Raw genomic sequence first — 23,429 nt, 5'->3', positions numbered from 1 at the left:
TCGCATAACCTTGTGGGAGCCGGCTTGCCGGCGATGGGCTGCGCAGCAGCCCCTGTTATCAAGGAGCCACGAATGAGCGCAAACGTAGACCTCAACACCCGCCCCGACTACGACCAGGTCCTGCAGACCCTCGCCGACTACGTGCTCGGCTACCGAGTCGATTCCCCCGAAGCCCTGAGCACCGCCCGCCATTGCCTGATGGACACCCTGGGCTGCGGCCTGCTGGCCCTGCGCTTCCCCGAATGCACCAAGCACCTCGGCCCGCTGGTCGAGGGCACCCTCGTCCCACATGGCGCCCGCGTGCCCGGCACCAGCTACCGCCTCGACCCGGTCAAGGCCGCCTGGAACATCGGCTGCATCGTCCGCTGGCTGGACTACAACGACACCTGGTTGGCGGCGGAGTGGGGCCACCCCTCGGACAACCTCGGCGGCATCCTGGCGGTCACCGACCACCTGTCGCAGAAGCGCGTGGCCAATGGCGAGGCGCCTCTGGTCATGCGCGAGGTGCTCGATGCCATGGTCATGGCCCACGAGATCCAGGGCGTGCTGGCGCTGGAGAACTCGTTCAACCGGGTTGGCCTGGACCATGTGCTGCTGGTCAAGGTCGCCTCCACGGCGGTCTGTGCCAAGCTGATGGGCGCCAATCGCGAGCAACTGCTGTCGGCACTGTCCCACGCCTTCGTCGATGGCCAGGCCCTGCGCACCTACCGCCACGCGCCCAACGCCGGGTCGCGCAAGTCATGGGCGGCGGGGGATGCTTCCAGCCGCGGCGTGCGCCTGGCCGATATCGCCCTGCGGGGCGAGATGGGCGTGCCCGGTGCGCTGACCGCCAGGCAGTGGGGCTTCTACGATGTGTCGTTCAGCCACACCAACAAGGACCTGGCGCTCAAGCCTGAGTCGCTGCGTGAACTGCGCCTGCCGCAGCCGTTGGGCAGCTACGTGATGGAGAATGTGCTGTTCAAGATCAGCTTCCCCGCCGAGTTCCACGCCCAGACCGCCTGCGAAGCCGCGGTGACCCTGCACCCGCAGGTGCGCAACCGCCTGCACGAGATCGACCGGATCGTCATCACCACCCATGAGTCGGCGATTCGCATCATTTCCAAGGAGGGGCCGCTGGCCAACGCCGCGGACCGCGACCACTGCCTGCAGTACATGACCGCCGTGCCGCTGATCTTCGGCGACCTGGTGGCCGAGCATTACGAGGATGCCTTCCACGCAGCGCACCCGAGCATCGACCGCCTGCGCGAGAAGATGGTGATCGTCGAGGAGCCGCGCTTTAGCCGCGAGTACCTGGAGGCCGACAAGCGCTCCATCGCCAATGGCGTGCAGGTGTTCTTCAAGGATGGCTCGCACACGCCGCAGGTGGTGGTGGAGTACCCGATCGGGCATCGGCGGCGGCGGGAGGAGGGGATGCCGTTGCTCGAGGCCAAGTTCCGCGAGAACCTGGCGACGCGATTTGCGCGGCAGCGCTGTGAGGCGATCGTGGCGTTGTGCAAGGACCAGGCGAGGCTGGAGGGCATGCCGGTGCACTGGTTTGTCGATCTGTTCGTGATTTGATGTTGCCTGTTGCGGCCTCATCGCTGGCAAGTCAGCTCCCACAGGTTTGGCGCAGACCTTGAGCACTGCGAGATCCTGTGGGAGCTGGCTTGCCAGCGATGAGGCCGGCGGCGCTAACAAAAAAGCCCCGGTATCTCTACCGGGGCTTCTTCTTACCGCTTGTAACTTACCACTTGCAGCTGCTTACGCCTGAACCACCGGGATCTTGGCGTTGGCCGCCGCTTCGCGGAACTCGGCGATCTGGTCGAAGCTCAGGTAGCGGTAGACGTCGGCAGCCATGCTGTCGATGTCTTTGGCGTACTGCATGTACTCCTCGACGGTCGGCAGCTTGCCGATGATCGAAGCCACGGCAGCCAGCTCGGCCGAGGCCAGGTACACGTTGGTGGCGTCGCCCAGACGGTTCGGGAAGTTACGGGTCGAGGTGGAGACCACGGTGGAACCGGTCTGCACACGTGCCTGGTTACCCATGCACAGCGAGCAGCCTGGCATTTCCATGCGCGCGCCAGCCTTGCCGTAGATGCCGTAGTAGCCTTCCTCGGTCAGCTGGTGGGCGTCCATCTTGGTTGGCGGAGCCAGCCACAGACGGGTCGGAATACCACCCTTGACCTTGTCCAGCAGCTTGCCGGCGGCGCGGAAGTGACCGATGTTGGTCATGCACGAACCGATGAACACTTCGTCGATCTTCTCGCCCTGTACCGAGGACAGCAGGCGGGCATCGTCCGGGTCGTTCGGCGCGCAGAGCACAGGCTCCTTGACGTCGGCCAGGTCGATCTCGATGATCTCGGCGTATTCGGCATCGGCGTCGGCCGACAGCAGCTCAGGCTTGGCCAGCCAGGCTTCCATGGCCTGGGCGCGGCGCTCCAGGGTGCGGGCATCGCCGTAGCCTTCGCCGATCATCCAGCGCAGCAGGGTGATGTTGGACTGCAGGTACTCGGCGATGGCCTTCTCTGGCAGCTTGATGGTGCAACCGGCGGCGGAACGTTCGGCCGAGGCGTCGGACAGCTCGAAGGCTTGCTCGACGGTCAGGTCGTTCAGGCCTTCGATCTCCAGGATGCGGCCGGAGAAGGCGTTCTTCTTGCCTTTCTTCTCGACGGTCAGCAGGCCCTTCTGGATGGCGTAGTAAGGGATGGCATGGACCAGGTCACGCAGGGTGATGCCAGGCTGCAGCTTGCCCTTGAAGCGAACCAGGATCGACTCCGGCATGTCCAGCGGCATGACACCGGTGGCGGCGGCGAAGGCTACCAGGCCGGAACCGGCCGGGAACGAGATGCCGATCGGGAAGCGGGTGTGCGAGTCGCCACCGGTGCCGACGGTGTCAGGCATCAGCATGCGGTTCAGCCAGCTGTGGATGATGCCGTCGCCTGGACGCAGCGACACGCCGCCACGGGTGCGGATGAAGTCTGGCAGGGTGTGGTGGGTGGTGACGTCGATCGGCTTCGGATAGGCCGCGGTGTGGCAGAACGACTGCATCACCAGGTCGGCGGAGAAGCCCAGGCACGCCAGGTCTTTCAGCTCGTCGCGGGTCATCGGGCCCGTGGTGTCCTGGGAACCGACGGTGGTCATCTTCGGCTCGCAGTAGGCGCCTGGACGCACGCCCTGGCCTTCTGGCAGGCCGCAGGCGCGACCGACCATCTTCTGCGCCAGGGTGAAGCCCTTGGTCGAAGCGGCTGGCTGCTCGGGTTTCTTGAACAGGTCCGATGGGGCCTGGCCCAGTTCGGCGCGGGCTTTCTCGGTCAGGCCACGGCCGACGATCAGCGGGATACGGCCACCGGCGCGGACTTCGTCGAGCAGTACTTCGGTCTTCAGCTCGAAGTTGGTGACCAGTTCGTCGCTGCCGTGACGGCGCACTTCACCCTTGAACGGGTAGACGTCGATGACGTCGCCCATGGCCAGGTTGGTGCAGTCGAATTCGATCGGCAGGGCGCCGGCGTCTTCCATGGTGTTGTAGAAGATCGGGGCGATCTTGGTGCCGAAGCAGAAACCACCGGCGCGCTTGTTTGGCACGTACGGGATGTCGTCGCCGAAGAACCACAGCACCGAGTTGGTGGCGGATTTACGCGAGGAACCGGTACCGACCACGTCACCGACGTAGGCAACCGGGAAGCCTTTGGCTTTCACGGCTTCGATCTGGGCCAGCGGGCCGACCGAACCTGGCTGCGAAGGCTCGATGCCGTCGCGGGCCATTTTCAGCATGGCCAGGGCGTGCAGCGGGATGTCAGGGCGCGACCAGGCGTCCGGGGCAGGGGACAGGTCGTCGGTGTTGGTTTCGCCAGGCACCTTGAACACGGTCAGGGTGTACTTGTCGGCGATCGCCGGACGGCTGGTGAACCACTCGCCGGCAGCCCAGGATTCCAGCACGGCCTTGGCATGGGCGTTGCCAGCCTTGGCTTTTTCAGCCACATCGTGGAAGGCATCGAACATCAGCAGGGTGTGCTTGAGCTGTTCGGCCGCGACGGCGCCCAGTTCGGCGTCGTCCAGCAGCGCGACCAGCGTCTCGATGTTGTAGCCGCCCTGCATGGTGCCCAGCAGCTCGGTGGCGTGCTTGCGGTCGATCAGCGGCGACTTGGCTTCACCCTTGGCGACGGCGGAGAGGAACGCGGCCTTGACGTAGGCGGCTTCGTCCACCCCTGGCGGAACGCGGTTGGTGATCAGGTCTACGAGGAAGGCTTCTTCGCCGGCCGGCGGGTTTTTCAGCAGCTCGACCAGGCCTGCAGTTTGTTCGGCGTTCAGCGGCTGGGGCACGATACCCAGAGCGGCACGCTCTTCGATGTGTTTGCGGTAGGCTTCAAGCACAGTTATTACCCTCATCAGTGGTCCCTAAAGGGAGTCCGGGACGCTCATCCAGCATTCCCATGCACCCATGCGCTCAAGACGGCTTTTTGGGCCGGCAAGCCAGGGTCGCAGAGAATCCTTACAGAAGCTGCTTTCAAAGTTTTACGCCTGTAGAACGGAAGGCTGATGAGGGGTTGGCCGTGGCCATGCGCGCTTGCATGGACAGGGCCAACGCCGTTCTACCGGATGAACTGTGCTCGTGACGCTTTGAAAACAGCTTCCAACGGACATTGTTGCCTTGAAAAGGCGGAGTGATTCTACGGCAAAAATAAGCCGAAGGTAAGGCGGCGTAGATGACTTTAACGGGTGACCCTGGTTAGACAAAGGGCTAACATGAACCGGTGTTCCACCGCCAAGCCGTTGTTTCTACATGTCCAACCAATCCATCAAGACCCCTTGTGTCGGCCTGTGCTCCACGGTCTACGGCGACCTGGTGTGCCGCGGCTGCAAGCGCTTTCACCACGAAGTGATCCACTGGAACGGTTACGACGACGAGCAGAAGCGCGCGGTCTGGCTGCGCCTGGAGCAATTGCTGGTGCAGGTGATGATGGCCAAGCTGGAAGTGTTCGACAAAGCGCTGCTGCGCCAGCAGCTGGAGCAGCGTTCGATCCGCTTCGTGGCGCACCAGTCGGAGTACTGCTGGGCGTATCAGCTGATCGCCCGCGGGGCGCGGATGATCCGTGACCTGGAGGCGTACGGGATGGCGCTGCTGCCGGAATTCCGCGACTGGGAACTGCCGCAGTTGCGCGATGCCATCGACCGGGAATTCTTCCTGCTGTCGGAGGCGCATTACCAGCGCTACATCGCGCCGAGCTTTTTGCGAGACGCGCTGGATCGCGGGCAGGGCTGACGCTCTGGGGTGAGCGTGTTGGCCTCTTCGCGGTTTTACCCGCGAAGAGGTCGGTGACGATCCGGGATCAGTCGCCGGTGTACTCGCACCCGCTGGTGCAAGTCTCATGGATCCGCACTTTCGACAGCTCCGGCAGCAGCGGCTTGACCTGATCCCAGATCCACTTGGCGATCACTTCGCTTGTGGGGTTTTCCAGGCCGGGAATATCGTTCAGGTAGTTGTGGTCCAGTTGCTCGTAGATCGGCTTGAAAATCGCCTTGATCTCGGAGAAGTCGCGGATCCAGCCGGTGTGCGGATCGAGCGGGCCGGTCAGGTGCAGGGCGACCTTGAACGAGTGGCCATGCAGGCGGCCGCACTTGTGGCCGGCAGGGACGTTGGGCAGGCGGTGAGCCGATTCGAAGGTAAATTCCTTAAAGATTTCCACGCTGGCATAACTCTGTGTGAATCAACAATGCGCGCAGTCTACCAGCATGCCCGCTACAAGGCTTGCAACCGATCCTGCAACCGCCCGGTGGCGATCAGCTCCAGCAGTTCGTCGCCCAGGCGCCGGCTTTCGGCCATGGCCTGGTACCAGTAGCGCCTGCGGCCCGGTGCGTCGCCCATGAAACGCTTGAAGTCGTTGCGGTCCGGCAGCTTGCCGTAGGGCAGGGCGGCCAGGTACTGCGGCGACGGGGTCATCAGCAGCACGTTCTGCAGGCGCGTGGCGTCGCCCTTGCGCCAGGGCAGGGCCTTGTCGAACCAGCCGGGTACCACCTTGTCGGTGAAGTGCGGGTAGAGCACCAGGTCGTCGCCCTGGTAGGGCAGGTCCAGGTGATAGTCGAGCAGGCCGCCGTCGCGGTAGGTGCCGGCGCCGGCGCCGGGGATGTCGCGCACGCCTTCCATGACCATGGGGATCGAGCCCGAGGCGAGCAGGGCGTGGCGCAGGTTGGTCAGCTCCAGCGGCAGGCTGCGCGACGGGAAGTCGGTCAGTGGCTCCAGCGGCGGGGCGGCGCGTTGGTCGTGGAGGATGACCCGCTCGAAATGCCGGCCCAGGCGCGAGCGCCCCAACAGGTTGCTGGCGATCACCGAGGACAGGCCCATGCCCAGGCGGCCACGGTGGTCGTGGGCGAGCTGGCCATGGCTCTTCACCACCAGGATGTTCAGGCGGTAGTGCGGGTTGGCCAGGACCTGCCCGTCGCGGCCTTGCAGCAGGTCGTCGAGCATGCGCTGGCAGCTCTGGCTGATTTCTTTCGGCGTCACGCCCTTGGCGAAGTCCTGCTCGGTGTACAGCTCGCCCAGGCGGCGGAGGCCGGCGACCGGGTCGTCGAGGCAGGCGCTGGCGAAGCGCCAGGCACCGATCGAGGCGCCGATCAGCGCACGCTGGCGCGGCGCGCTGGGCAGCCATTCACCGAACAACGCCAGGTCCAGGCCCTGGATCCCCAGCGGCTTGGGGCCACCGGCGGCGCCGGGCAGCACACCGACATCGGCGGCCCGCAGGCCGCGCTCGCGGATCTGCCGCAGGGCACGCTGGCCGGCCTTGAAGGTCAGGGCGGGGTACTTGATGTGGATGGCGCTCATGGCGGGGTCTCGGGTGAGGCAGGCGGGCAGTATAGAGCGTATCGCTGGGCTGGACGTACACATCCCCCTGTAGGAGCGGCCTTGTGCCGCGAAAGGGCTGCGAAGCAGCCCCAGGATTTCAGTGTTGATGCAAAGATCGCCGGGGCTGCTTTGCAGCCCTTTCGCGGCACAAGGCCGCTCCTACAAAGGGACTGCGTACGGGCACCCACGCGCTGCGCTATCATGCGGCCAGCTGTTTTCAGGTTGAGTTAAGGACCGGTGGTTAATCTTAACCCCGTAGACAAATTACATATCTCGCTGGAGAGAACCTCATGAAAACGTTGACTGCCCTGTTCACCGCCGCTGCCCTCGCTTTCGGTGCCAACGCCGCCTTCGCCAAGGACGTGCAGCCCGACGAAGTGGTCAAGCTGGTGAACGCCAACACCATCAAGTCGCTGGACGAGCTCAAGGCCGCCGCCGTCGCCAAACACCCCGGCGCCACCGTGACCGACTCGGAACTCGAGAACGAGTATGGCCGCTACATCTACAAGGTTGACCTGCGCGATGCCCAGAACGTCGAATGGGACGTGGACCTGGACGCCAAGACCGGTGAAGTCCTGAAGGACGAGCGAGACAACTGATGCCTGCACTACCGCGAACGGCACGCTACCTGGCCTTGGCCCTGATGGCCGTGTGTTCGCTGGCCGCCGCGCGCGACCTGGATCAGGATGAAGCCCTGGCCCTTCGGCAAAAGGGCATCATCCTGCCGCTGGAGCAACTGCTCGAGTCCGCCCTGGGGCGTTACCCCGGGGCGCGGCTGTTGGAAGCGGAGCTGGAAGAGAAGCACGAGCGCTACGAGTACGAGGTCGAACTGCTGACCCCGGCCGGCGTGGTGCGCGAGATCAAGCTCGATGCCCGCACCGGCGAGTTGCTCAAAGACGAGGAAGACGACTGAATGCGCCTGCTGCTTGTCGAGGACAATGTCCCCCTGGCCGACGAACTGACCGCCGCCCTGCAACGCCAGGGCTACGCCGTGGACTGGCTGACCGATGGCCGCGATGCGGTGTACCAGGGCCAGAGCGAACCCTACGACCTGATCATCCTCGACCTCGGCTTGCCCGGCCTGCCGGGGCTCGAGGTGCTGGCGCAGTGGCGCGCGTCCGGCCTGGCCACCCCGGTGCTGATCCTCACCGCCCGTGGCTCCTGGGCCGAGCGGATCGAGGGGCTCAAGGCCGGCGCCGACGATTACCTGAGCAAGCCGTTCCACCCCGAGGAGCTGCAGCTGCGTATCCAAGCCCTGCTGCGCCGGGCCAAGGGGTTGGCCAACCAGCCGAAGCTGGAAGCGGCCGGCCTGCACCTGGACGAATCGCGCCAGTGCGTGAGCCGCGAGGGTGTCGATGTCCAGCTCACCGCCGCTGAGTTCCGCCTGCTGCGCTACTTCATGCTGCACCCGGGGCAGGTGCTGTCCAAGAGCCACCTGGCCGAGCACCTGTATGATGGCGAAACCGAGCGCGACTCCAACGTGCTGGAAGTGCACGTCAATCACCTGCGACGCAAACTCGGCCGCAGCGTGATCGAGACCCGTCGCGGCCAGGGCTACGTGTACGCCGGGAGCGCCGCGTGAAGTCGATCCAGGCGCGCCTGAGCCTGGGCCTGGTGGCGGTGCTGGTGGTGGTGGGGCTGGCCCTGGCGCAGTTGACCCTATGGCTGTTCGAGGCCGGCCTGCAACGCTACCTGGAAGCCGGCCTGCGCAAGGAAAGCGAGAACCTGCTGGTGGCGCTGGTGCGTGGCCCGTCCGGCTTGCAGTTGGACGAGCGACGACTGTCGGCGGCTTATCAGCAGCCGTTCTCGGGCTATTACTTCCGTATCGATTTCGACCAGGGAACCTGGCGCTCGCGTTCGCTGTGGGACATGGACATGCCCAAGCCCGGCAAGCCGGGGCTGGACGATGGCCACGAACTGGGCCCCGAGGGTCAGCAACTGCTGGCCTATCGTGGTGATTACCGGCGCCTGGGGCAGGACATCTCGATCAGCGTGGCCCAGGACTATTCGCCAGTGCGCGAGGGCTTCCGGCACATGCAGCAGATCGGCCTGGGCTTGGGCCTGGTGGCGTTGCTGCTGGTGCTGGTGCTGCAGCGCATCACCGTGACCCGCTCGCTGCGCCCGCTGGAACGGGCGCGCCAGCAGATCGCCCAGTTGCAGCAGGGCCAGCGCTCGCAGCTGGACGCCCAGGTGCCCAGCGAGCTGCAACCGCTGGTGGACCAGATCAACCACCTGCTGGCCCACACCGAGGACAGTCTGCGCCGCTCGCGCAATGCCCTGGGCAACCTCGGCCATGCCTTGAAGACGCCGCTGGCGGTATTGCTCAGCCTGGCTGCCAGCGAGCGCCTGCAGGGGTTGCCCGAGGTGCGTGCGCAGATGCGCGAGCAGCTGGAGCAGATCCAGCAGCGCCTGGCCCGTGAGCTCAACCGCGCGCGCCTGGCCGGCGACGCGCTGCCGGGCGCGCAGTTCGACTGCGACGCCGAGTTGCCGGGGTTGTTGGCGACGTTGGGCATGATCCATGGCGAGGGCCTGCTGCTCGAACGCGATGTACCGCCCGGGCTGTTGTTGCCCTGGGACCGCGAGGACCTGCTGGAGTTGCTCGGCAACCTGCTGGACAACGCCTGTAAATGGGCCGATAGCGAGGTGCGCCTGGGTATCGCACCGACCGCCGAGGGTTACCGGCTGTGGGTGGACGACGATGGCCCGGGCATCCCCGAGACGCAGCGGCTGCAGGTGCTCGAGCGCGGCTCGCGGCTGGATGAACAGGTCGACGGCCATGGCCTGGGGCTGGGCATCGTGCGCGATATCGTCGAGGCCTGGGACGGGCGGATTGCGCTGCTGGAAAGCCCACAGGGCGGGCTGCGGGTCAGCATTGATCTGCTGCGTAAAGGGCGTTGATCCGAGGTACGCAATTCCCTGTAGGAGCGGCCTTGCCGAGGCGTCGGACCGGTCGGAAAGGGCTGCGTAGCAGCCCCAGGATTTCAGCGTTGACGCAAAGATCGCTGGGGCCGCTTTGCGGCCCTTTCCGACCGGTCCGACGCCTCGGCAAGGCCGCTCCTACAGGATTGCGCATGGCCTCAAGAGGAACGGATCAACCCTGCAAAAAAATTGCAGCACAGCCGCAGTTTTTTGAATTGGCCCGTCACTGTCCACACCCGGCACAATCCCTCCCCACGAAACCCTGCGGTTTCCATCTCTCCATGGACGGAGCCCCTTGCGCCATTGCATTGCGCAACACAGGGCCCAGGCCGGTCGCGCTGGGCTTTCTTTTTCCGCACAAGAACACGATCCGAATACCTCGATGCCTGCCTCGCGTCCCCCATCCCGCTTGCAGCGCCTGCTTCCGGCGCCCCTGAACATTCCCCCGAAAGAGTGGCTGCGCGCTGGCCTCGGCGCGCTGCTCGGCCTGTTTCTCGCCGGCTATCTGTGCAGCCTGGCCTACGGCCCATCCATCGCCCTGCACCTGCTCGGCCCGCTGGCGGCCTCGGCGGTGCTGGTGTTCGCCGTGCACTCCGGGCCCCTGGCCCAGCCCTGGCCGGTGCTGGGCAGCTATGCCATGGCCGGCGTGGTGGGCCTGGCCATGCGCCACGGTTTCGGTGATGGCCTGTGGGTCGCGGCGGCGGCGCTGGGTGTCGCGATCCTGGCGATGTGCCTGTTGCGCTGCCTGCACCCGCCCGGTGGCGGCGTGGCGGTGAGCGCGGTGCTGGCCGATCCGGGCCTGGTGGCCATGGGCGACCATCTGCTCGAACCGGTGCTGCTCAATGCGCTAGTGCTGGTGGGCGTGGCGGTGCTGTACAACCGTCTGACCGGCGTGCGCTACCCCAAGGGCGCGGCGCCGCGCAAGGATCCGCACCATACCCACGATCCATTGCCGGGTGAACGGGTTGGTATCCGGGGAGAGGACCTGGACCAGGCCCTGGCAGAGATCGGCGAATTCGTCGATGTCACCCGCGACGAGCTGGAACGCATCATCCTGGCCACCGAGCAGCATGCCTTGCAACGCAGCCTGGGCGGCATCACCGCGCGTTCGGTGATGTCCCGTGACGTACAGGCCGCCACCCCGGCCACCACCCTGGAGCAGGCCTGGCGGATGCTTGCCGACCACCACCTGAAGACCCTGCCGGTGCTGGAAGATGGCCGCCTGGTCGGCATCGTCAGCCTCAGCGACCTGGTCGGCGCGGCCATGGCCCGTGGGCGATTCAGCTGGCGTGGTCTGTTCCGTCGCCAGCCCGTGCGCCTGGAACAGGTGATGAGCCGTCGGGTGGTCAGTGTCGACGGCGCGCAGCCGCTGGAACGCTTGCTGCCGTTGCTCAGTGAGCGAGGCTTGCACTGCCTGCCGGTACTCGACGGCGAGCGCCTGGTGGGGGTGATCACCCAGACCGACCTGATCGCCGGCCTCAAGCGACACCTGCTCAGCGCCGCCGCGTCGGGCTCAGATCAGCGGGTCCCAGCGCTGTGACCAGTCACTCTCGCCGGCGGCCACCAGCCGGCGCAGCACTGCGAAGGCCTGCTGCAGCGCCTCGCTGTCACGCTCGCGGGCATGCACCAGGAAGGTCGGGTAGGTGAACTCTGGTGCCTGGGGCACGCGCTCGAACACGCCGCTCTGCAGGTAGGCCTGCACCACTCGCGTGCGGAAATAGCCGCTGCCGCCGCGGTCTAGGAGGAACTGCAGGGCCAGCGGCCCGAGGTTGAAACTCAGGGCCGGGCGTGACAGGTCGGGCAGGGCGGCATCGTGCTGGCGGCGGAACGCCTCGCCCCAGTCGATGTAGACATAGGGATCGGGCGCATCGACCCGACGCACGCGGATCAGCTTCTCTTCCATCAGTTGTTCGACCTGCAGGCCCGGACCATAGGTCGGCTGATAGACCAGCGCGGCGTCGAGCAGCCCCATCTCCACCTTGCGCAACAGCGATTCGCCGTCGCTGACCTCGCTGCGGATGGCGTGGCTGGGCAGCTCGCAATGCAGGGCGCTGACCCAGTCGAGCAGCATCGGATTGCCCAGGCTCACCTCGGCGCCCACGTGCAGCATCTGCTGGCAGCCCTGGGGCAGCGGCAGGTCGCGGCGCGCCGCTTCCCAGGTCTGCACCAGCTGGTTGGCATAGCTGACGAACGCCTCGCCGTCGCTGGTGAGGCTGGCGCCATTGCGGCTGCGCACGAACAGCTGGCAGCCCAGTTGCTGCTCCAGGCGCTGGACCCGGGCGCTGATCGCGGTCTGCGACACGAACAGGCGCTCGGCGGCGGCGACCAGGCTGCCGCAGCGGACGATTTCCAGGAAGGTGCGGGCCTGCTCGATATCCATGGGGCGGTTCTGTGGCGGGAGGGGTGGCCTATTCTAGAGGCTTTGCACCGTTGTGGGGCGCTTAACCGCGTAATTGCGCCGCCAGGCTGGCGAAGGACGGGCGAGCCATCACATCGGCCTGTTGGCAGCTTAGCGCCAGTGCCAGCAGCACGTGTTCCTGCTCGGTGCACTGCTGCAGCAGTTCCTCCAGGAGGATGCCGAAGGCGCGCACCTCCAGGCGTTCGAGCGCCTGGGCCTGGGCGCCGCCGTCCTGCGGATGGAACGAGGCGGCGCCGAAGTCCCCCAGCAGGCACTGGCCATCGTCGTCGAACAGGATGTTGTGGGCATAGAGGTCGCCATGGCTCAAGCCACGCTCATGCAGGTGGGCGCAGACCGAGGCGATACCGCCGACCAGGCGGCGCAGGGCGGGCAAGCTCAGGCGGCGGTTTTCCGGGTAGCGGTCGCGGGTGCAGCTGTCGAGGCTGGGAGGACCGGCCAGGTTCGACCAGTGCGCGTCGATCAGTTGCATCACCAGGGCCGGCAGCTGTTGCGGGTGGTCGTCGATGCGTCCGGCCAGGCGCACCAGTTGCGGGTGGTCACCGGCGGCGATGCAGGCGCTCATTTCCGCCAGCGGCGAGCCATCGCTGGTGATCGCGCCCTTGTACAGCTTGACCGCCACCGGGGCATCCTGGTCGCGCAGGTGGGCACGGTGAATCACCCCGGAGGCGCCGCGGCCGAGTTCCTGTCCAAGGTCGATGTCCTGCCAGTGCAGCACAGGGCAGTGCCCGTCCGTGGCAGGAGCCACCAGGCCCGGCGACAGTGGGTTGTCGGCATACGCCAGCCAGGCCAGGCGTGGCATGCGCAGCAGCCAGTCGGGCAGGGCCTGCAGGCGGTTGCTGGCGATGCGCAGCAGCTCCAGCCGTTGGCAGCGCGCCAGGCTTTGCGGCAGGCCGCGCAGGCGATTGCCGGCGAGCATCAGTTTCTGCAACTGAGCACAGTCGCCCAAGGCTTCGGGCAGTTGCTCCAGTGCGTTGTCGGTGAGCACCAGCGAGCGCAGCGAGGGCGGCAGCGCCTGGGCGTCGACCCGGGTGATGCGGTTGCTCCTGAAACCTGCGGTCTCGAGCGCCTGGCAGCGGCCGATGGCGTGGGGCAGGTGGGTGAAGCGGTTGTTGGAGCAGAACAGCACCTTGAGCCGGGTCAGGCGGTGCAGGTCTGCGGGCAGGTCGCTCAGCCTGTTGCCGGTGAGGTCGAGCACCTCGAGGCTGTCGGCCAGGTCGAAGATCTCCCGGGGGAAATCGGTCAGTTCCTGGCAGAGGTTCAGGCGGGTGATGCCGCGCAGGCGGCCGGCGCGCAGGTCGTCGAGGGTATGCATGGGACTGTTCTGTATTCAGGGCCGAGCATTGTAAGCGCTCGGGTGCGGCAAATCTGCATATGGGTTGCGACTTAAGTCCGATGGCGGCGCTGTCACCCCGGTCCATACTCAAGGTTCGCCCTTCAATAACAACAAGTACCGGGTTGCGAACCAATGACCTATCAGCACAGCTACGCCCATTCCATTTCCGATCCCGCCGCCTTCTGGCAGGCCCAGGCCGAGCAACTGGCCTGGCAGCGCAAGCCGACCCAGACCCTGCAGCAGAACGCCGACGGCACTCACCGTTGGTTCGCCGACGGCCGCCTCAACAGCTGCCACCTGGCCCTCGACCACCAGATCGAGCTGGGCCGTGGCGAACAGCTGGCGCTGATCTACGATTCGCCGGTGACCGGCGTGCAGCAGAGCTTCACATATAACCAGCTGCGCGACGAGGTGGCGTGCCTGGCCGGGCTGCTGCGTTCGCTGGGCGTGGGCAAGGGCGACGGGGTGATCATCTATATGCCGATGGTGCCCCAGGCGGCCATGGCCATGCTCGCCTGCGCCCGCATCGGCGCGGTGCATTCGGTGGTGTTCGGCGGCTTTGCCGCCAACGAGCTGGCCCTGCGCATCGACGATGCCCGGCCGGCACTGCTGCTCACGGCCTCGTGCGGGCTGGAGTTCGACCGGGTGATCGAATACAAGCCCCTGGTCGATCGCGCCCTGCAGTTGGCCCGCCATCAGCCGCGGCATGTGCTGGTGCTGCAACGCCCGCAGGCGCGCGCTGAACTGCAGGCCGGGCGCGACCTGGACTGGCAGCAGGCGCTGCTCGGCGCCGAGCCGGTGGCGCCGGTGGAGCTGGACGCGGGTGACCCGCTGTACATCATGTACACCTCCGGCACCACCGGCAAACCCAAGGGGATCGTGCGCGAGAATGGCGGCAACGCGGTCGCCCTGTGCTACGCCATGCGCCATGTCTACGGCATGCAGGCGGGTGATGTGTGGTGGGGAATTTCCGATGTGGGCTGGGTGGTCGGCCATTCGCTGATCGTCTATGGGCCGCTGATGAGCGGCTGCACAACGGTGTTCTACGAGGGCAAGCCGATCCGCACCCCGGATGCCTCGGCCTACTGGCGGGTGGTGGAGCAGTACAAGGTCAATGGCTTGTTCTGCGCGCCCACCGCCATGCGTGCGATCCGCAAGGAAGACCCGGAAGGCGAGTTGATCCGCCGTCATGACCTGGGTTCGCTGCGCCAGCTGTTCCTGGCTGGAGAGAAGCTTGATTCGAGTACCCATGAATGGCTCGAGCGGGTCAGCGGCAAGCCGGTGCACGACCACTGGTGGCAGACCGAGACCGGCTGGCCGGTGACCGCGCCCTGCGTCGGTCTCGAAGGCAGCGCGGCACGGCCGGGGTCGAGCAACCGTGCGGTGCCGGGTTATCACGTGCAGGTGCTGGACGACGACGGCAAGCCGCTGGGGCCCAACCAGCAGGGCGCGATCGTCATCGCCCTGCCGTTGCCGCCGGGGTGCAGCCAGACGCTGTGGGGCGATCACGAGCGCTACCTGCAGGCCTACCTGCACAGCTACTCGGGCTATTACCACACCGGTGACGGCGGCTACCTGGACGAGGACGGTTTCGTCTACATCATGGGGCGCACCGACGATGTGATCAACGTCTCCGGGCATCGGTTGTCCACCGGTGAAATGGAGGATCTGGTGGCGCGTCATCCGGCGGTGGCCGAGTGCGCGGTGATCGGCGTGCACGACGAGATCAAGGGCCAGGTGCCGTTGGCGCTGGTGGTGCTCAAGGACGGCCAGGGGATTGGCGAAGCACAGTTGCAGGGCGAGCTGGTGGCCAGTGTGCGCGAGCAGATCGGCGCGCTGGCCTGCTTCAACCGGGTGCGCCTGGTCAAGCGCCTGCCCAAGACCCGCTCGGGCAAGATCCTGCGGGCGGTGCTGCGCAAGATTGCCGATGGGCAGGACTACGTGCCGCCCTCGACACTGGATGATCCGGCGGTGCTGGGCGAGATTGAAGGGGTGCTGGCGGACCTGCCCAGGGCAGGTTGAACTCATCGCGGGGCAAGCCCGCTCCCACAGAAGTGGTGCCGATCTTAAGAGCGGTGCGGACCCTGTGGGAGCGGGTTTACCCGCGAAGAGGCCCGCTCAGCCGATAGAGCACCGTGGCCCCACCTGATGCAACTGTCCCAACCGGCTGCGGGTGCGCATCAGGTCGGCAAGCGACCCGCCCAGGCTCTGTTCCAGTGGCCGTTTGCCGATCACCGTCACCTGGCGATCCTGGTCATACAGCACGTCCACCAGGTTGACGAAGCGCTGCTGCGCCGCCAGCGAGCATTCGGCCAGGTCGTCCAGGCCCTCGATGATCCAGTGGTCATAGCGTTCGGCCAGGGCCAGGTAGTCGATCACCGCGGTGGGCTGCTCGCAGAGGTCGTCGAAGGCAAACATTACCAGCCGTTCCTCGCAGGCCAGGGCGCGCAGCGGCCGCTTGTTGATCTCCAGCACGCATGGCGAAGTTGTCGGCAGCGCCATCGCCTGACGCTGCTCCGGGGTGCCCGGCCAGACATAATGCCCCTGGGTAAACCGCTGATGCGCGCGGTTGGCCGGCAGGCTGCGAAAATCCGTGTCCCCGTTCACTTCCAGCACCTGCATGCGGCTGTTGATCAGGCGGATCACCGGCAGGAAGCGCTGGTGGTACAGTGGGTTGGGCAGCAGCCCCTCGGGGGCGTAGTTGGAGGTGACCAGCAGGAACACGCCACGGGCGAACAGGGCATCGAACAGCCGGGTGAGCAGCATGGCGTCGCCGATGTCGTGGACGTGGAACTCGTCGAAACACAATACCCGGCAATCCCCCAGCAGCTCGTCGAGGGTCGCCTCCAGGGCATCGTCCTGCGCCTGATGGCGATGCATGCCCTGGTGCAGGCGGGCGAAGAAATCATGGAAGTGCAGGCGACGCTTGGCCACGGTCGGCACGGCCTGGAAGAAGCCATCGAGCAGCCAGCTTTTGCCGCGTCCGACCGCGCCGTGCAGGTACAGGCTGCGTGCCTGGCCTGTCGCGAGCGTGGCCAACTGCGTGGCCATTGCCGCGATTACCCGGCGTTGCCCGTTACTCAGGGTGTAGCCGCGCGCCGCCGCGCGATCCTGGAAGTAGCCCGCAAGGGCGCTGTCCGCAGGTGGTTCGTGGCGCAGGCGCTGGCCGAGCAGGCGCAAGGGCGCGGGAATCCAGGTGGACAAGTGGCAGGCTCCTCGGGGCGGATCTGGGGCAGGGCGCAGCTTGCGCGACGCCGGGCATTTTGAGCAATCGAGAATGTGTCGGGCAATGATCGTGAAATGCGATAGGTCAGGCCTTGTGCTCCAGCTGTCGCTCGATCATGTACTTGATCGCCAGGCGGCGCTCCTTGAGGTGGCGCAGGTCGTCGTCCTGGAAATTGCCCGCCGAGATCGACTCGGCGGCCAGCACCTGGTTGTCGATGTCCATGTACTCGTCGAGCAGGCGGTCGAGCTGCGGGTCGTGCTGGCGTCGCTGCTGGACGATCTCGCGGGGGTAGTGCAGGTCCTGGTAGAGGTCATGGGAAACGGGCATGGCGTCCTCCTTGTGATGCGCCGATGGGGTCTATCTGATTGGAAGGGAGGAATGCGATTGTGTTGAAGCGGGGCGGGGGAATTACGACGAATGGTTGTCGTGGGGACTATCGCGGGCTTGCCCCGCGATAGGGCCGGCAGAAACCCAACAAAATCGGGCTGGTACTACTAACCTTCTGTTTTTCTGTGATTTTTTTAAAAAAAAGCTTCCCACCTCGAAAAAAGGTTGTTAAAGTGCCGGCCATTCCCGAGCAGCAACACACGGAGCTGCAAGGGGGTTGTCAGTGAGGCGGTGAATCAGTCACTCGCCAGATCCGATACAGGGGCGTCGCCAAGCGGTAAGGCAGCAGGTTTTGATCCTGCCATGCGTTGGTTCGAATCCAGCCGCCCCTGCCATTCTCAAGCTATACCATCTCCCTAAATCGCCTTTCGGCGATTTTTTCGTTTCTGCCTACCGGTTTTCCAGCAACTCGGCCAGCGTCTGGGCGAGGGCGTGTTCGTGCACCGGTTTCTGCAGCACCTGGCACCCCGGCAATTCCAGCCCTTGCAACTGCGCGTAGCCGGTGAGGAACACCACGGGCAGCCGTGGGTAGCGCTCGCGAGCCGCCAGGGCCAACTGCGCACCGTTGAACTCGGGCATGGCGAAGTCGGTAAGCAGCAAGTCAATGCGCTCGTCGAGCAGCGCCATGGCCTGCTTGCCGTCGTGTGCCTGTTGCACCTCGTAGCCTTGGCGTTGCAGCAGGTCGCAGATCATTTCGCGCACCAAGTGGTCGTCATCCACCAGCAGAATGCGCCGTTCGCTGCCTTGCCTGGACAGCGGACGCAGTTCGTCCTGTCCCGCCGTCAAGGTGTCGGCGCGGGCCTTGACCGCCGGCAGGTAGACACTGACCAGGGTGCCACGGCCCGGAGTCGTGTCGATGCGCACGCCGCCGCCGGACTGCTTGGCGAAGCCGAACACCTGCGCCAGCCCCAGCCCCGAGCCCTTGCCGATATCCTTGGTGGTGAAGAACGGCTCGAACGCCTTGGCCAGCACGTCCTCGCTCATGCCGCAACCATTGTCGCGGATGTTCAGCACCACGTAGTCGCCGGGCTCCGGTTCTTCCGGACGTTGCGTACGGGTGCTGACCCGGGTGTTGCGTGTGGCCAGGGTCAGTTGGCCACCTTCGGGCATGGCGTCGCGGGCGTTGATCGCCAGGTTGAGGATGATCATCTCGGTCTGGGTCGGGTCGGTCAGCGCCTGCCACAGACCGGCGTCCAGCTCCAGGCGCACGGTGATGCTGCCGCCCAGGGTGCGGCGCAGCAGCTCTTCCAATCCTGCGAGGGTCTGATTGAGGTTCAGCGGCACCGGTTCAAGCCGCTGCTTGCGGGAGAACGCCAGTAGCTGGGCGGTCAGCTTGGCCCCGCGCTCGCCGGCCTCGCGGATGTGCTGCAGACGCTTGCTGGCCTTGTCCAGCTGGCCCTTGTCCAGGTCGCTCTGCAGGAAACTGGCGCCGGTGAGAATCACCGTCAGCAGGTTGTTGAAGTCGTGCGCCACCCCGGCGGTGAGCTGGCCGACTGCTTCCAGGCGCTGCATCTGCTGCAGCGCGGCCTCGATGCGTTCACGCTCGGTGATCTGCTCGCGCAGGCGCTTGTTGGCCTCGGCCAGGTCCAGCACCGCCTCGCGTTCGCTGGAGATGTCGCGGGCGACCACGTGCAGCAGGTTGTCGTCCGCCACCACCACCCACGACAGCCAGCGCTGCTGGCCTTCGGCATGCAGGATGCGGCCGACGAAGCGAGCGCTGGTGCGTCCCTGGGACAGCGTGGCCAGCTCGGTGAGGAAGCTTTCCTGGTCGTTCTCTGGCAGCAGCTGCAGCAGCGAGATCTGCGCCAGGCGCTCGCGAGGGAAGCCCAGCGCTGTCTCCCACGCAGGGTTCAGCGCCACGGGAGTCAGGTCCTTGTTGAGTACTGCCAGCAGGTCCTGGGACAGTTCCCAGGCTCGGTCACGCTCGCGGGTGCGGCGCTCGACCCGCTCGCCGAGCATCTCGTTGAGCTGCTCCAGCGCCTGGGTGGCCTGGCGTTGCGGGTGGATGTCCTGCAGCACGCCGGAAAAACGCACGCACAGGCCGTCGACGAACTGGGTCTGGCCGGTGGACAGCAGCCAGCGCGGCTCCAGCGCACCGGCCGGGGCGATGCGGAACTCGGCGCGGTAGTGGCCGTCGCTGTCCGGGCGCATGGCCTGCTCCACGTTGTCGCGCACGCGCGGCAGGTCTTCGGGATGGATGCCAGCGTAAAACACCTCGAGGTTCATCCGCGTGTCGCTGGGCAGCCCGAACAGCATCTTGCAGCGATCATCCCAGACCATCTGCCCGTCCTGCGGGCGGTAGTCCCAGGTGCCCATGCCGGCGGCGTCGATGGCGATGCGCGCACGCGCCTCGGCCTCGGCCAGGGCTTCCTCGGCGCGGCGCCGGCGCTGGCGCTCCTGCACTTCGGTCAGTGCCCGGCGCACCGCCTTGGGCAGCAGCGGCAGGTTCTTCTTCAGCACGTAGTCGGTGGCACCGAGGCGGATCATCTCCACCGCGTGCTCCTCGCCGTAGATGCCCGAGAGGAAGATGAACGGTACGTGCGGGGCGATGCGCTGGGCGGTGGCCAGCACATCGGCACCGGAGGAACCCGGCAGCACACAGTCGCACAGAATCAGGTCGTAGGTGGCTTCGCGCAGGGCGTGCTCGGCGCCGACATGGTCGAACACCAGCCGCGACTGCACCTGCAGCCCGCTGCGCTCCAGGCGCACCAGGATCAGCTCGGCATCCATGGCGCTGTCTTCGACCATCAACAGCTTCAGCGGGGTGTGCTGCATCGTGTTCGCCTCAATTGCTGCCGCGTCGGTTCAGGCGCAACGAACCGGGTGGTGGTTCATTGAGCACCGCCCAGAACATGCCGAGGTCGGAGATGGCGGTGACGAACTCCTTGAACTCCACCGGCTTGACCACGTAGGCGTTGACCCCCAGCTCATAGGCCCGGCGCAGGTCGGGGCCTTCCCGCGAGGAGGTCAGCATGACGATGGGGATGCTGCGCAGCTCGGCGGTGTCGCGCACCACCTTGAGCACTTCCAGGCCATCGACCTTGGGCAGCTTGAGGTCCAGCAGCATCACCGCCGGGTTGCCGTCATCGCGTTCGGCATAGGCGTTGCGTCGCAGCAGGTAGTCCAGCGCGTCGGCGCCGTCGCGCACGACGATGACCTCGTTGGCCAGCTGGCTGCGCTCCAGGGCGAGCAGCGTCAGTTCGAGGTCCCTTGGGTTGTCTTCGACCAGCAGGATAGGCTTGAGCATGGTGTCCGGCCTCAGGCAGACGTGGGTTGAAGGGGGAGGGTGAAGTGGAAGCTGGCGCCCTGGTCGATGCGGCCCTCGGCCCAGACCCGGCCATCGTGGCGCTCGATGATCCGCCGCACGCTGGCCAGGCCGATGCCGGTGCCCTCGAACTCGTCCATGCGGTGCAGGCGCTGGAACACGCCGAACAGCTTGTCGACGTAGGCCATGTCGAAACCCACGCCGTTGTCGCGCACCAGGAACTCGATCTCGTGCCGGTGACGCACGGCGGCGATCTCGATGCGCGCCGGGTCGCGGCCACGGGTGTACTTGATGGCGTTGGCGATCAGGTTGTGCAGGACCATGTTGATGAAGGCCGGGTCGGCGATGACCTTGGGCAGCTCGGCGACTTCCCAGGTGACGGCGCGGCCTGCGTAGTCCGGGGCCAACTCCGTGCGGATGGCATCGATCAGGGTGTTGAGGTCGACGTCGGTCAGGCGCAGCGCCGAGCGGCCCATCTGCGAGAAGTTCAGCAGGTTGTCCACCAGGGTGCCGGCGAACTGCGCGGCGTCCTCGATATGACCGAGGAAGCGCTTGCCGCGTTCGGACAGCTGCGCGCCCTCGATCTCGCCGAGCAGTTCGCTGTAGCCGGCGATGTGCCGCAACGGCGCGCGCAGGTCGTGGGACACGCTGTAGGAGAACGCTTCGAGTTCCTTGTTCGAGCGCCTCAGTTCGCCAGCCAGTTGCGCCATTTCCTCGGCCTTGCGCAGGACGATGCCGAGCACCGCGCCACGCAGTTCCTGCACGCCTTCGATGATCAGCGGGTCCCAGGGCGCGCTGAAGCCGCGCACTTCCTCCTGCCAGCGCTCGAAGCTGTGCCGTGGGTTGAGGTTGCCCTGGGGCGCCACGGTCTTTTCCGGGCGGCCGGCCCAGTTCACCGTATGGGCCTGCTCGGGACGGAACCACAGCAGGTAGTGCGAATGGATCTGCGAGATCGCCACCGCCAGCACGCCGGCGGCATGCCGGGCCAGCTCCGGCAGCTCGTCGACGTCGCGCCGCACGTTGTCGGTATGGAACACCGCGTCGCCGCCACGCTGTGCCAGCCAGTGCGCCAGGGCGTTGACCTGCGCCGCCGGCGGCGTGGCGCCGATCAGGTCGCAGCGCTCGGCACTGATGATCGCCGCGCCCGTGGCCCCGGCGAACTGCAGCATCACCTCGGGCAGGGCCAGCAGGCCGTCGCTGACGCTGTCGTGGTCGGCCATCGCGGCGAGCATGCGCACGATGCGCTGGCGCAGGTCGAGCAGCTGGCGAGTGCTGTCGTGCGACTCGATGGTCTCGATCTGCAGCGACAGCACGTTGGCCAGCAGCTCGCAGGCGGTGCGGGTCTTGAAGTCCACCGGGCGCGGTTGCTCGTGGTGGCAGGAGACCAGCCCCCAGAGCCGGTCGTTGACCACGATGGACAGCGACATCGAGGCCAGGGTGCCCATGTTACGCATGTACTGCAGGTGCACCGGCGAGACGCTGCGCAGCGCGGCGAAGCTCATGTCCAGGGCCTTACCGGTGCGCGGGTTGGCGGCCGGCACCAGGGGCGAGGGCTGGTAGTTGGCGTCCTCGATCACCCGGATACGGTTGATCCGGTACAGCTCGCGGGCCTGGCGCGGGATGTCCGAGGCCGGGAAGCACAGGCCCAGGTAGCTGGGGTAACCGGGGTCGGCGTCCTCGGCCAGGACCGTGCCGGTGCCCTCGGTGTCGAAGCGGTAGGCCTTGACCCGGCCGAAGCCGGTGATGCGCTTGATCTGCCGCACCGACTGCTGCAACAGCTCGTCGATCCGGGTGACCTGGTGCAGGGTGCTGACGAAGGCGCGGACCAGGGGGTAGTAGTCGTCCTTGCCGGCGTTGCCCGGCGAATCGCGGTGGGGTTCGAACTCGAGGATCAGCACCTGGTCGTGACGGTGGGCCAGCACCCGCAACGCGGCCGGCCAGGGGGCGCCTTGGTGCAGGCGCGCATCGCCGATATGAAACGGGAAGATTTCATCGCCGGGCAGGTTCGCCAACCGTTGGCGCAGGTCGAAACCTTCGCCGACCAGTTCGGCGAAGGCCTGGCCGGCCAGGGCGCGGGCCGGCACGCCCAGCCAGCGCTCGGCGTTCTCGCTGGCCTGCAGCACGCGCAGGTCGGTCTCGTCCAGCACCAGCAGGAAACCCTGGGGCTGAATGCTGCCCGGAACCTGGATCGGCTCCTGGGCACAGCGCTCGATTGCCTGCTCGAGCGAGGTCGGGTCGGTCGTCACGGGACTCTCCTGTAGGGTCCGTCCACGCATGGGCCATGCGTATGCACAGGATATTGTGGGTGAACGGTATCAGAATGGCGGCCGCTTTGCCGGGATCTGGTTATTTGAAAGGTGGCGGGCGCCAGGGTTTCGTTGCTGGGGCGGGAAATTTTCGGGGGCGCCTGTGCACTGGCCTGGCTCCCGACTCCGTCCTTTTCATTAATGCCAAAGAGGGGTAGGCCTTCCCCGGCCCTGATCCAATCGCGCTGCTACGCTCAAGCTCAACCCATACGCACAAGGATCGACCGGTGACGGAGCGCTTAGTGGCCATGCTGTTGGGCCTGTGGTTGAGTGGCAACGCCATGGCAGCGGATTTTCTCGTTGAAGTGCAGGTGCGCGTGCAGCGCGGCTGCATGCTGGTCACCCAGCAGCGCGAGGCCGGCCCGCAGGCGCTGGGACGCATCGACCTGGGCAGCGTGGCGCGCCTGGACGGCCCGGGCGCGCCGGCCAGTGGCGTGCTGCTTGCCCAACGCCCGCCGCGCCTGGAGTGCAACCCGGACACCCCATACCAGGTGCGTGTCGATGGCGGCCAGCACGGCGGCGTCGGCGAAGTGCGCTACCTCGCCAGCCCCGATACCCAGGCCCGGCCGATTCCCTACCGCCTGTACCGTGACGCCGCCTGGCGCCAGCCACTGGCGGTGGACGTGGCGCAATCGGCGCGGGTGCCGGACAGCGGCTCGGTGGAGCTGCCCCTCTACGCACGGATCGACACGCTGGCCTGGGCGCCCCGCGCCGGGTTGTATGCCGACCTGCTCAAAGTCACGGTCACCTGGTAGGG

General features: G+C 66.4%; 19 protein-coding genes and 1 tRNA gene. 10 read left to right on the top strand and 10 right to left on the bottom strand.

Annotated features, from left to right (window positions below; all coding sequences use genetic code 11):
* Positions 1–72 precede the first annotated feature (72 nt).
* The gene (prpD, locus tag HU735_RS11200) at positions 73–1,557 is read left to right on the top strand and encodes a 2-methylcitrate dehydratase (protein ID WP_186713564.1); all 1,485 of its coding nucleotides are present in this window, start codon (positions 73–75) and stop codon (positions 1,555–1,557) included.
* A 183-nt stretch (positions 1,558–1,740) separates the two neighbouring features.
* Here prpD and acnB read toward each other — a convergent pair whose 3' ends face one another.
* Positions 1,741–4,350 (bottom strand): bifunctional aconitate hydratase 2/2-methylisocitrate dehydratase, encoded by a 2,610-nt coding sequence (gene acnB, locus HU735_RS11195; RefSeq protein WP_186713568.1) that lies wholly within the window; start codon positions 4,348–4,350, stop codon positions 1,741–1,743.
* 409 nt (positions 4,351–4,759) lie between these two features.
* Here acnB and HU735_RS11190 point away from each other — a divergent pair, with 409 nt between their 5' ends.
* Complete coding sequence (locus HU735_RS11190) at positions 4,760–5,239, top strand: DUF1289 domain-containing protein (RefSeq protein ID WP_186713563.1); 480 nt, start codon at positions 4,760–4,762, stop codon at positions 5,237–5,239.
* Positions 5,240–5,306: 67 nt separating this feature from the next.
* Here the strand turns inward: HU735_RS11190 and queD are convergent, their stop codons facing one another.
* Together queD and HU735_RS11180 are read right to left on the bottom strand one after the other, a co-directional pair.
* Complete coding sequence (queD, locus tag HU735_RS11185) at positions 5,307–5,663, bottom strand: 6-carboxytetrahydropterin synthase QueD (protein ID WP_023630589.1); 357 nt, start codon at positions 5,661–5,663, stop codon at positions 5,307–5,309.
* A gap of 53 nt (positions 5,664–5,716) precedes the next feature.
* The gene (locus HU735_RS11180; RefSeq protein WP_186713562.1) at positions 5,717–6,796 is read right to left on the bottom strand and encodes a patatin-like phospholipase family protein; all 1,080 of its coding nucleotides are present in this window, start codon (positions 6,794–6,796) and stop codon (positions 5,717–5,719) included.
* Positions 6,797–7,107: 311 nt separating this feature from the next.
* On the opposite strand from HU735_RS11180, the gene HU735_RS11175 reads away from it, so the two are divergent.
* The 5 genes from HU735_RS11175 to HU735_RS11155 all read left to right on the top strand — a co-directional run bounded on the left by HU735_RS11175 (position 7,108) and on the right by HU735_RS11155 (position 11,276).
* Positions 7,108–7,416: a PepSY domain-containing protein gene (locus HU735_RS11175; RefSeq protein WP_186713560.1), complete on the top strand. Its 309-nt coding sequence runs from the start codon at positions 7,108–7,110 to the stop codon at positions 7,414–7,416.
* Positions 7,416–7,730: a PepSY domain-containing protein gene (locus tag HU735_RS11170; protein ID WP_186713558.1), complete on the top strand. Its 315-nt coding sequence runs from the start codon at positions 7,416–7,418 to the stop codon at positions 7,728–7,730. Before HU735_RS11175 ends, HU735_RS11170 begins: the two co-directional genes overlap by 1 nt.
* On the top strand, positions 7,731–8,399 hold the full coding sequence (locus tag HU735_RS11165) for a response regulator transcription factor (protein ID WP_186713557.1): 669 nt from the start codon (positions 7,731–7,733) through the stop codon (positions 8,397–8,399).
* A complete protein-coding gene (locus HU735_RS11160) occupies positions 8,396–9,715 on the top strand; it encodes an ATP-binding protein (protein WP_186713555.1) in 1,320 nt (439 codons plus the stop codon). Before HU735_RS11165 ends, HU735_RS11160 begins: the two co-directional genes overlap by 4 nt.
* Positions 9,716–10,118: 403 nt before the next feature.
* A complete protein-coding gene (locus HU735_RS11155; protein ID WP_186713553.1) occupies positions 10,119–11,276 on the top strand; it encodes an HPP family protein in 1,158 nt (385 codons plus the stop codon).
* Here the strand turns inward: HU735_RS11155 and HU735_RS11150 are convergent.
* Both HU735_RS11150 and HU735_RS11145 read right to left on the bottom strand, forming a co-directional pair.
* A complete protein-coding gene (locus tag HU735_RS11150) occupies positions 11,250–12,116 on the bottom strand; it encodes a LysR family transcriptional regulator (protein WP_186713552.1) in 867 nt (288 codons plus the stop codon). The two genes, HU735_RS11155 and HU735_RS11150, sit on opposite strands and share 27 nt — an antisense overlap.
* A 61-nt stretch (positions 12,117–12,177) precedes the next feature.
* The gene (locus HU735_RS11145; RefSeq protein WP_186713551.1) at positions 12,178–13,467 is read right to left on the bottom strand and encodes a leucine-rich repeat-containing protein kinase family protein; all 1,290 of its coding nucleotides are present in this window, start codon (positions 13,465–13,467) and stop codon (positions 12,178–12,180) included.
* Between the two features lie 153 nt (positions 13,468–13,620).
* On the opposite strand from HU735_RS11145, the gene HU735_RS11140 reads away from it, so the two are divergent.
* Positions 13,621–15,510: a propionyl-CoA synthetase gene (locus HU735_RS11140; RefSeq protein WP_186713549.1), complete on the top strand. Its 1,890-nt coding sequence runs from the start codon at positions 13,621–13,623 to the stop codon at positions 15,508–15,510.
* A 96-nt stretch (positions 15,511–15,606) separates the two neighbouring features.
* Here HU735_RS11140 and zapE read toward each other — a convergent pair whose 3' ends face one another.
* Entirely contained in the window at positions 15,607–16,692 is a 1,086-nt protein-coding gene (zapE, locus tag HU735_RS11135) for a cell division protein ZapE (RefSeq protein ID WP_186713548.1), read from the bottom strand.
* Positions 16,693–16,798: 106 nt separating this feature from the next.
* Positions 16,799–17,041 (bottom strand): hypothetical protein, encoded by a 243-nt coding sequence (locus HU735_RS11130; protein WP_050705088.1) that lies wholly within the window; start codon positions 17,039–17,041, stop codon positions 16,799–16,801.
* Between the two features lie 320 nt (positions 17,042–17,361).
* Here HU735_RS11130 and HU735_RS11125 point away from each other — a divergent pair.
* Positions 17,362–17,436: transfer RNA gene (locus tag HU735_RS11125), tRNA-Gln, on the top strand.
* Between the two features lie 55 nt (positions 17,437–17,491).
* On the opposite strand, the gene HU735_RS11120 is transcribed toward HU735_RS11125, so the two are convergent.
* The 3 genes from HU735_RS11120 to HU735_RS11110 are packed head-to-tail and all read right to left on the bottom strand — an operon-like array spanning position 17,492 to position 22,642.
* Entirely contained in the window at positions 17,492–19,876 is a 2,385-nt protein-coding gene (locus tag HU735_RS11120; RefSeq protein ID WP_186713547.1) for a hybrid sensor histidine kinase/response regulator, read from the bottom strand.
* A 10-nt stretch (positions 19,877–19,886) separates the two neighbouring features.
* A complete protein-coding gene (locus HU735_RS11115) occupies positions 19,887–20,348 on the bottom strand; it encodes a response regulator (RefSeq protein WP_050705090.1) in 462 nt (153 codons plus the stop codon).
* Positions 20,349–20,359: 11 nt separating this feature from the next.
* The gene (locus HU735_RS11110) at positions 20,360–22,642 is read right to left on the bottom strand and encodes an ATP-binding protein (RefSeq protein ID WP_186713546.1); all 2,283 of its coding nucleotides are present in this window, start codon (positions 22,640–22,642) and stop codon (positions 20,360–20,362) included.
* 257 nt (positions 22,643–22,899) lie between these two features.
* On the opposite strand from HU735_RS11110, the gene HU735_RS11105 reads away from it, so the two are divergent.
* Positions 22,900–23,427: a spore coat protein U domain-containing protein gene (locus tag HU735_RS11105; RefSeq protein ID WP_186713545.1), complete on the top strand. Its 528-nt coding sequence runs from the start codon at positions 22,900–22,902 to the stop codon at positions 23,425–23,427.
* Positions 23,428–23,429 lie beyond the last annotated feature (2 nt).

The organism is Pseudomonas sp. BW16M2 (genome assembly GCF_014268865.1).
Classification (GTDB): Bacteria; Pseudomonadota; Gammaproteobacteria; order Pseudomonadales; family Pseudomonadaceae; genus Aquipseudomonas; species Aquipseudomonas peradeniyensis.
The sequence above is the reverse complement of the archived record's forward strand: the minus strand, read 5'-3'. Positions and strand labels throughout refer to the sequence as shown.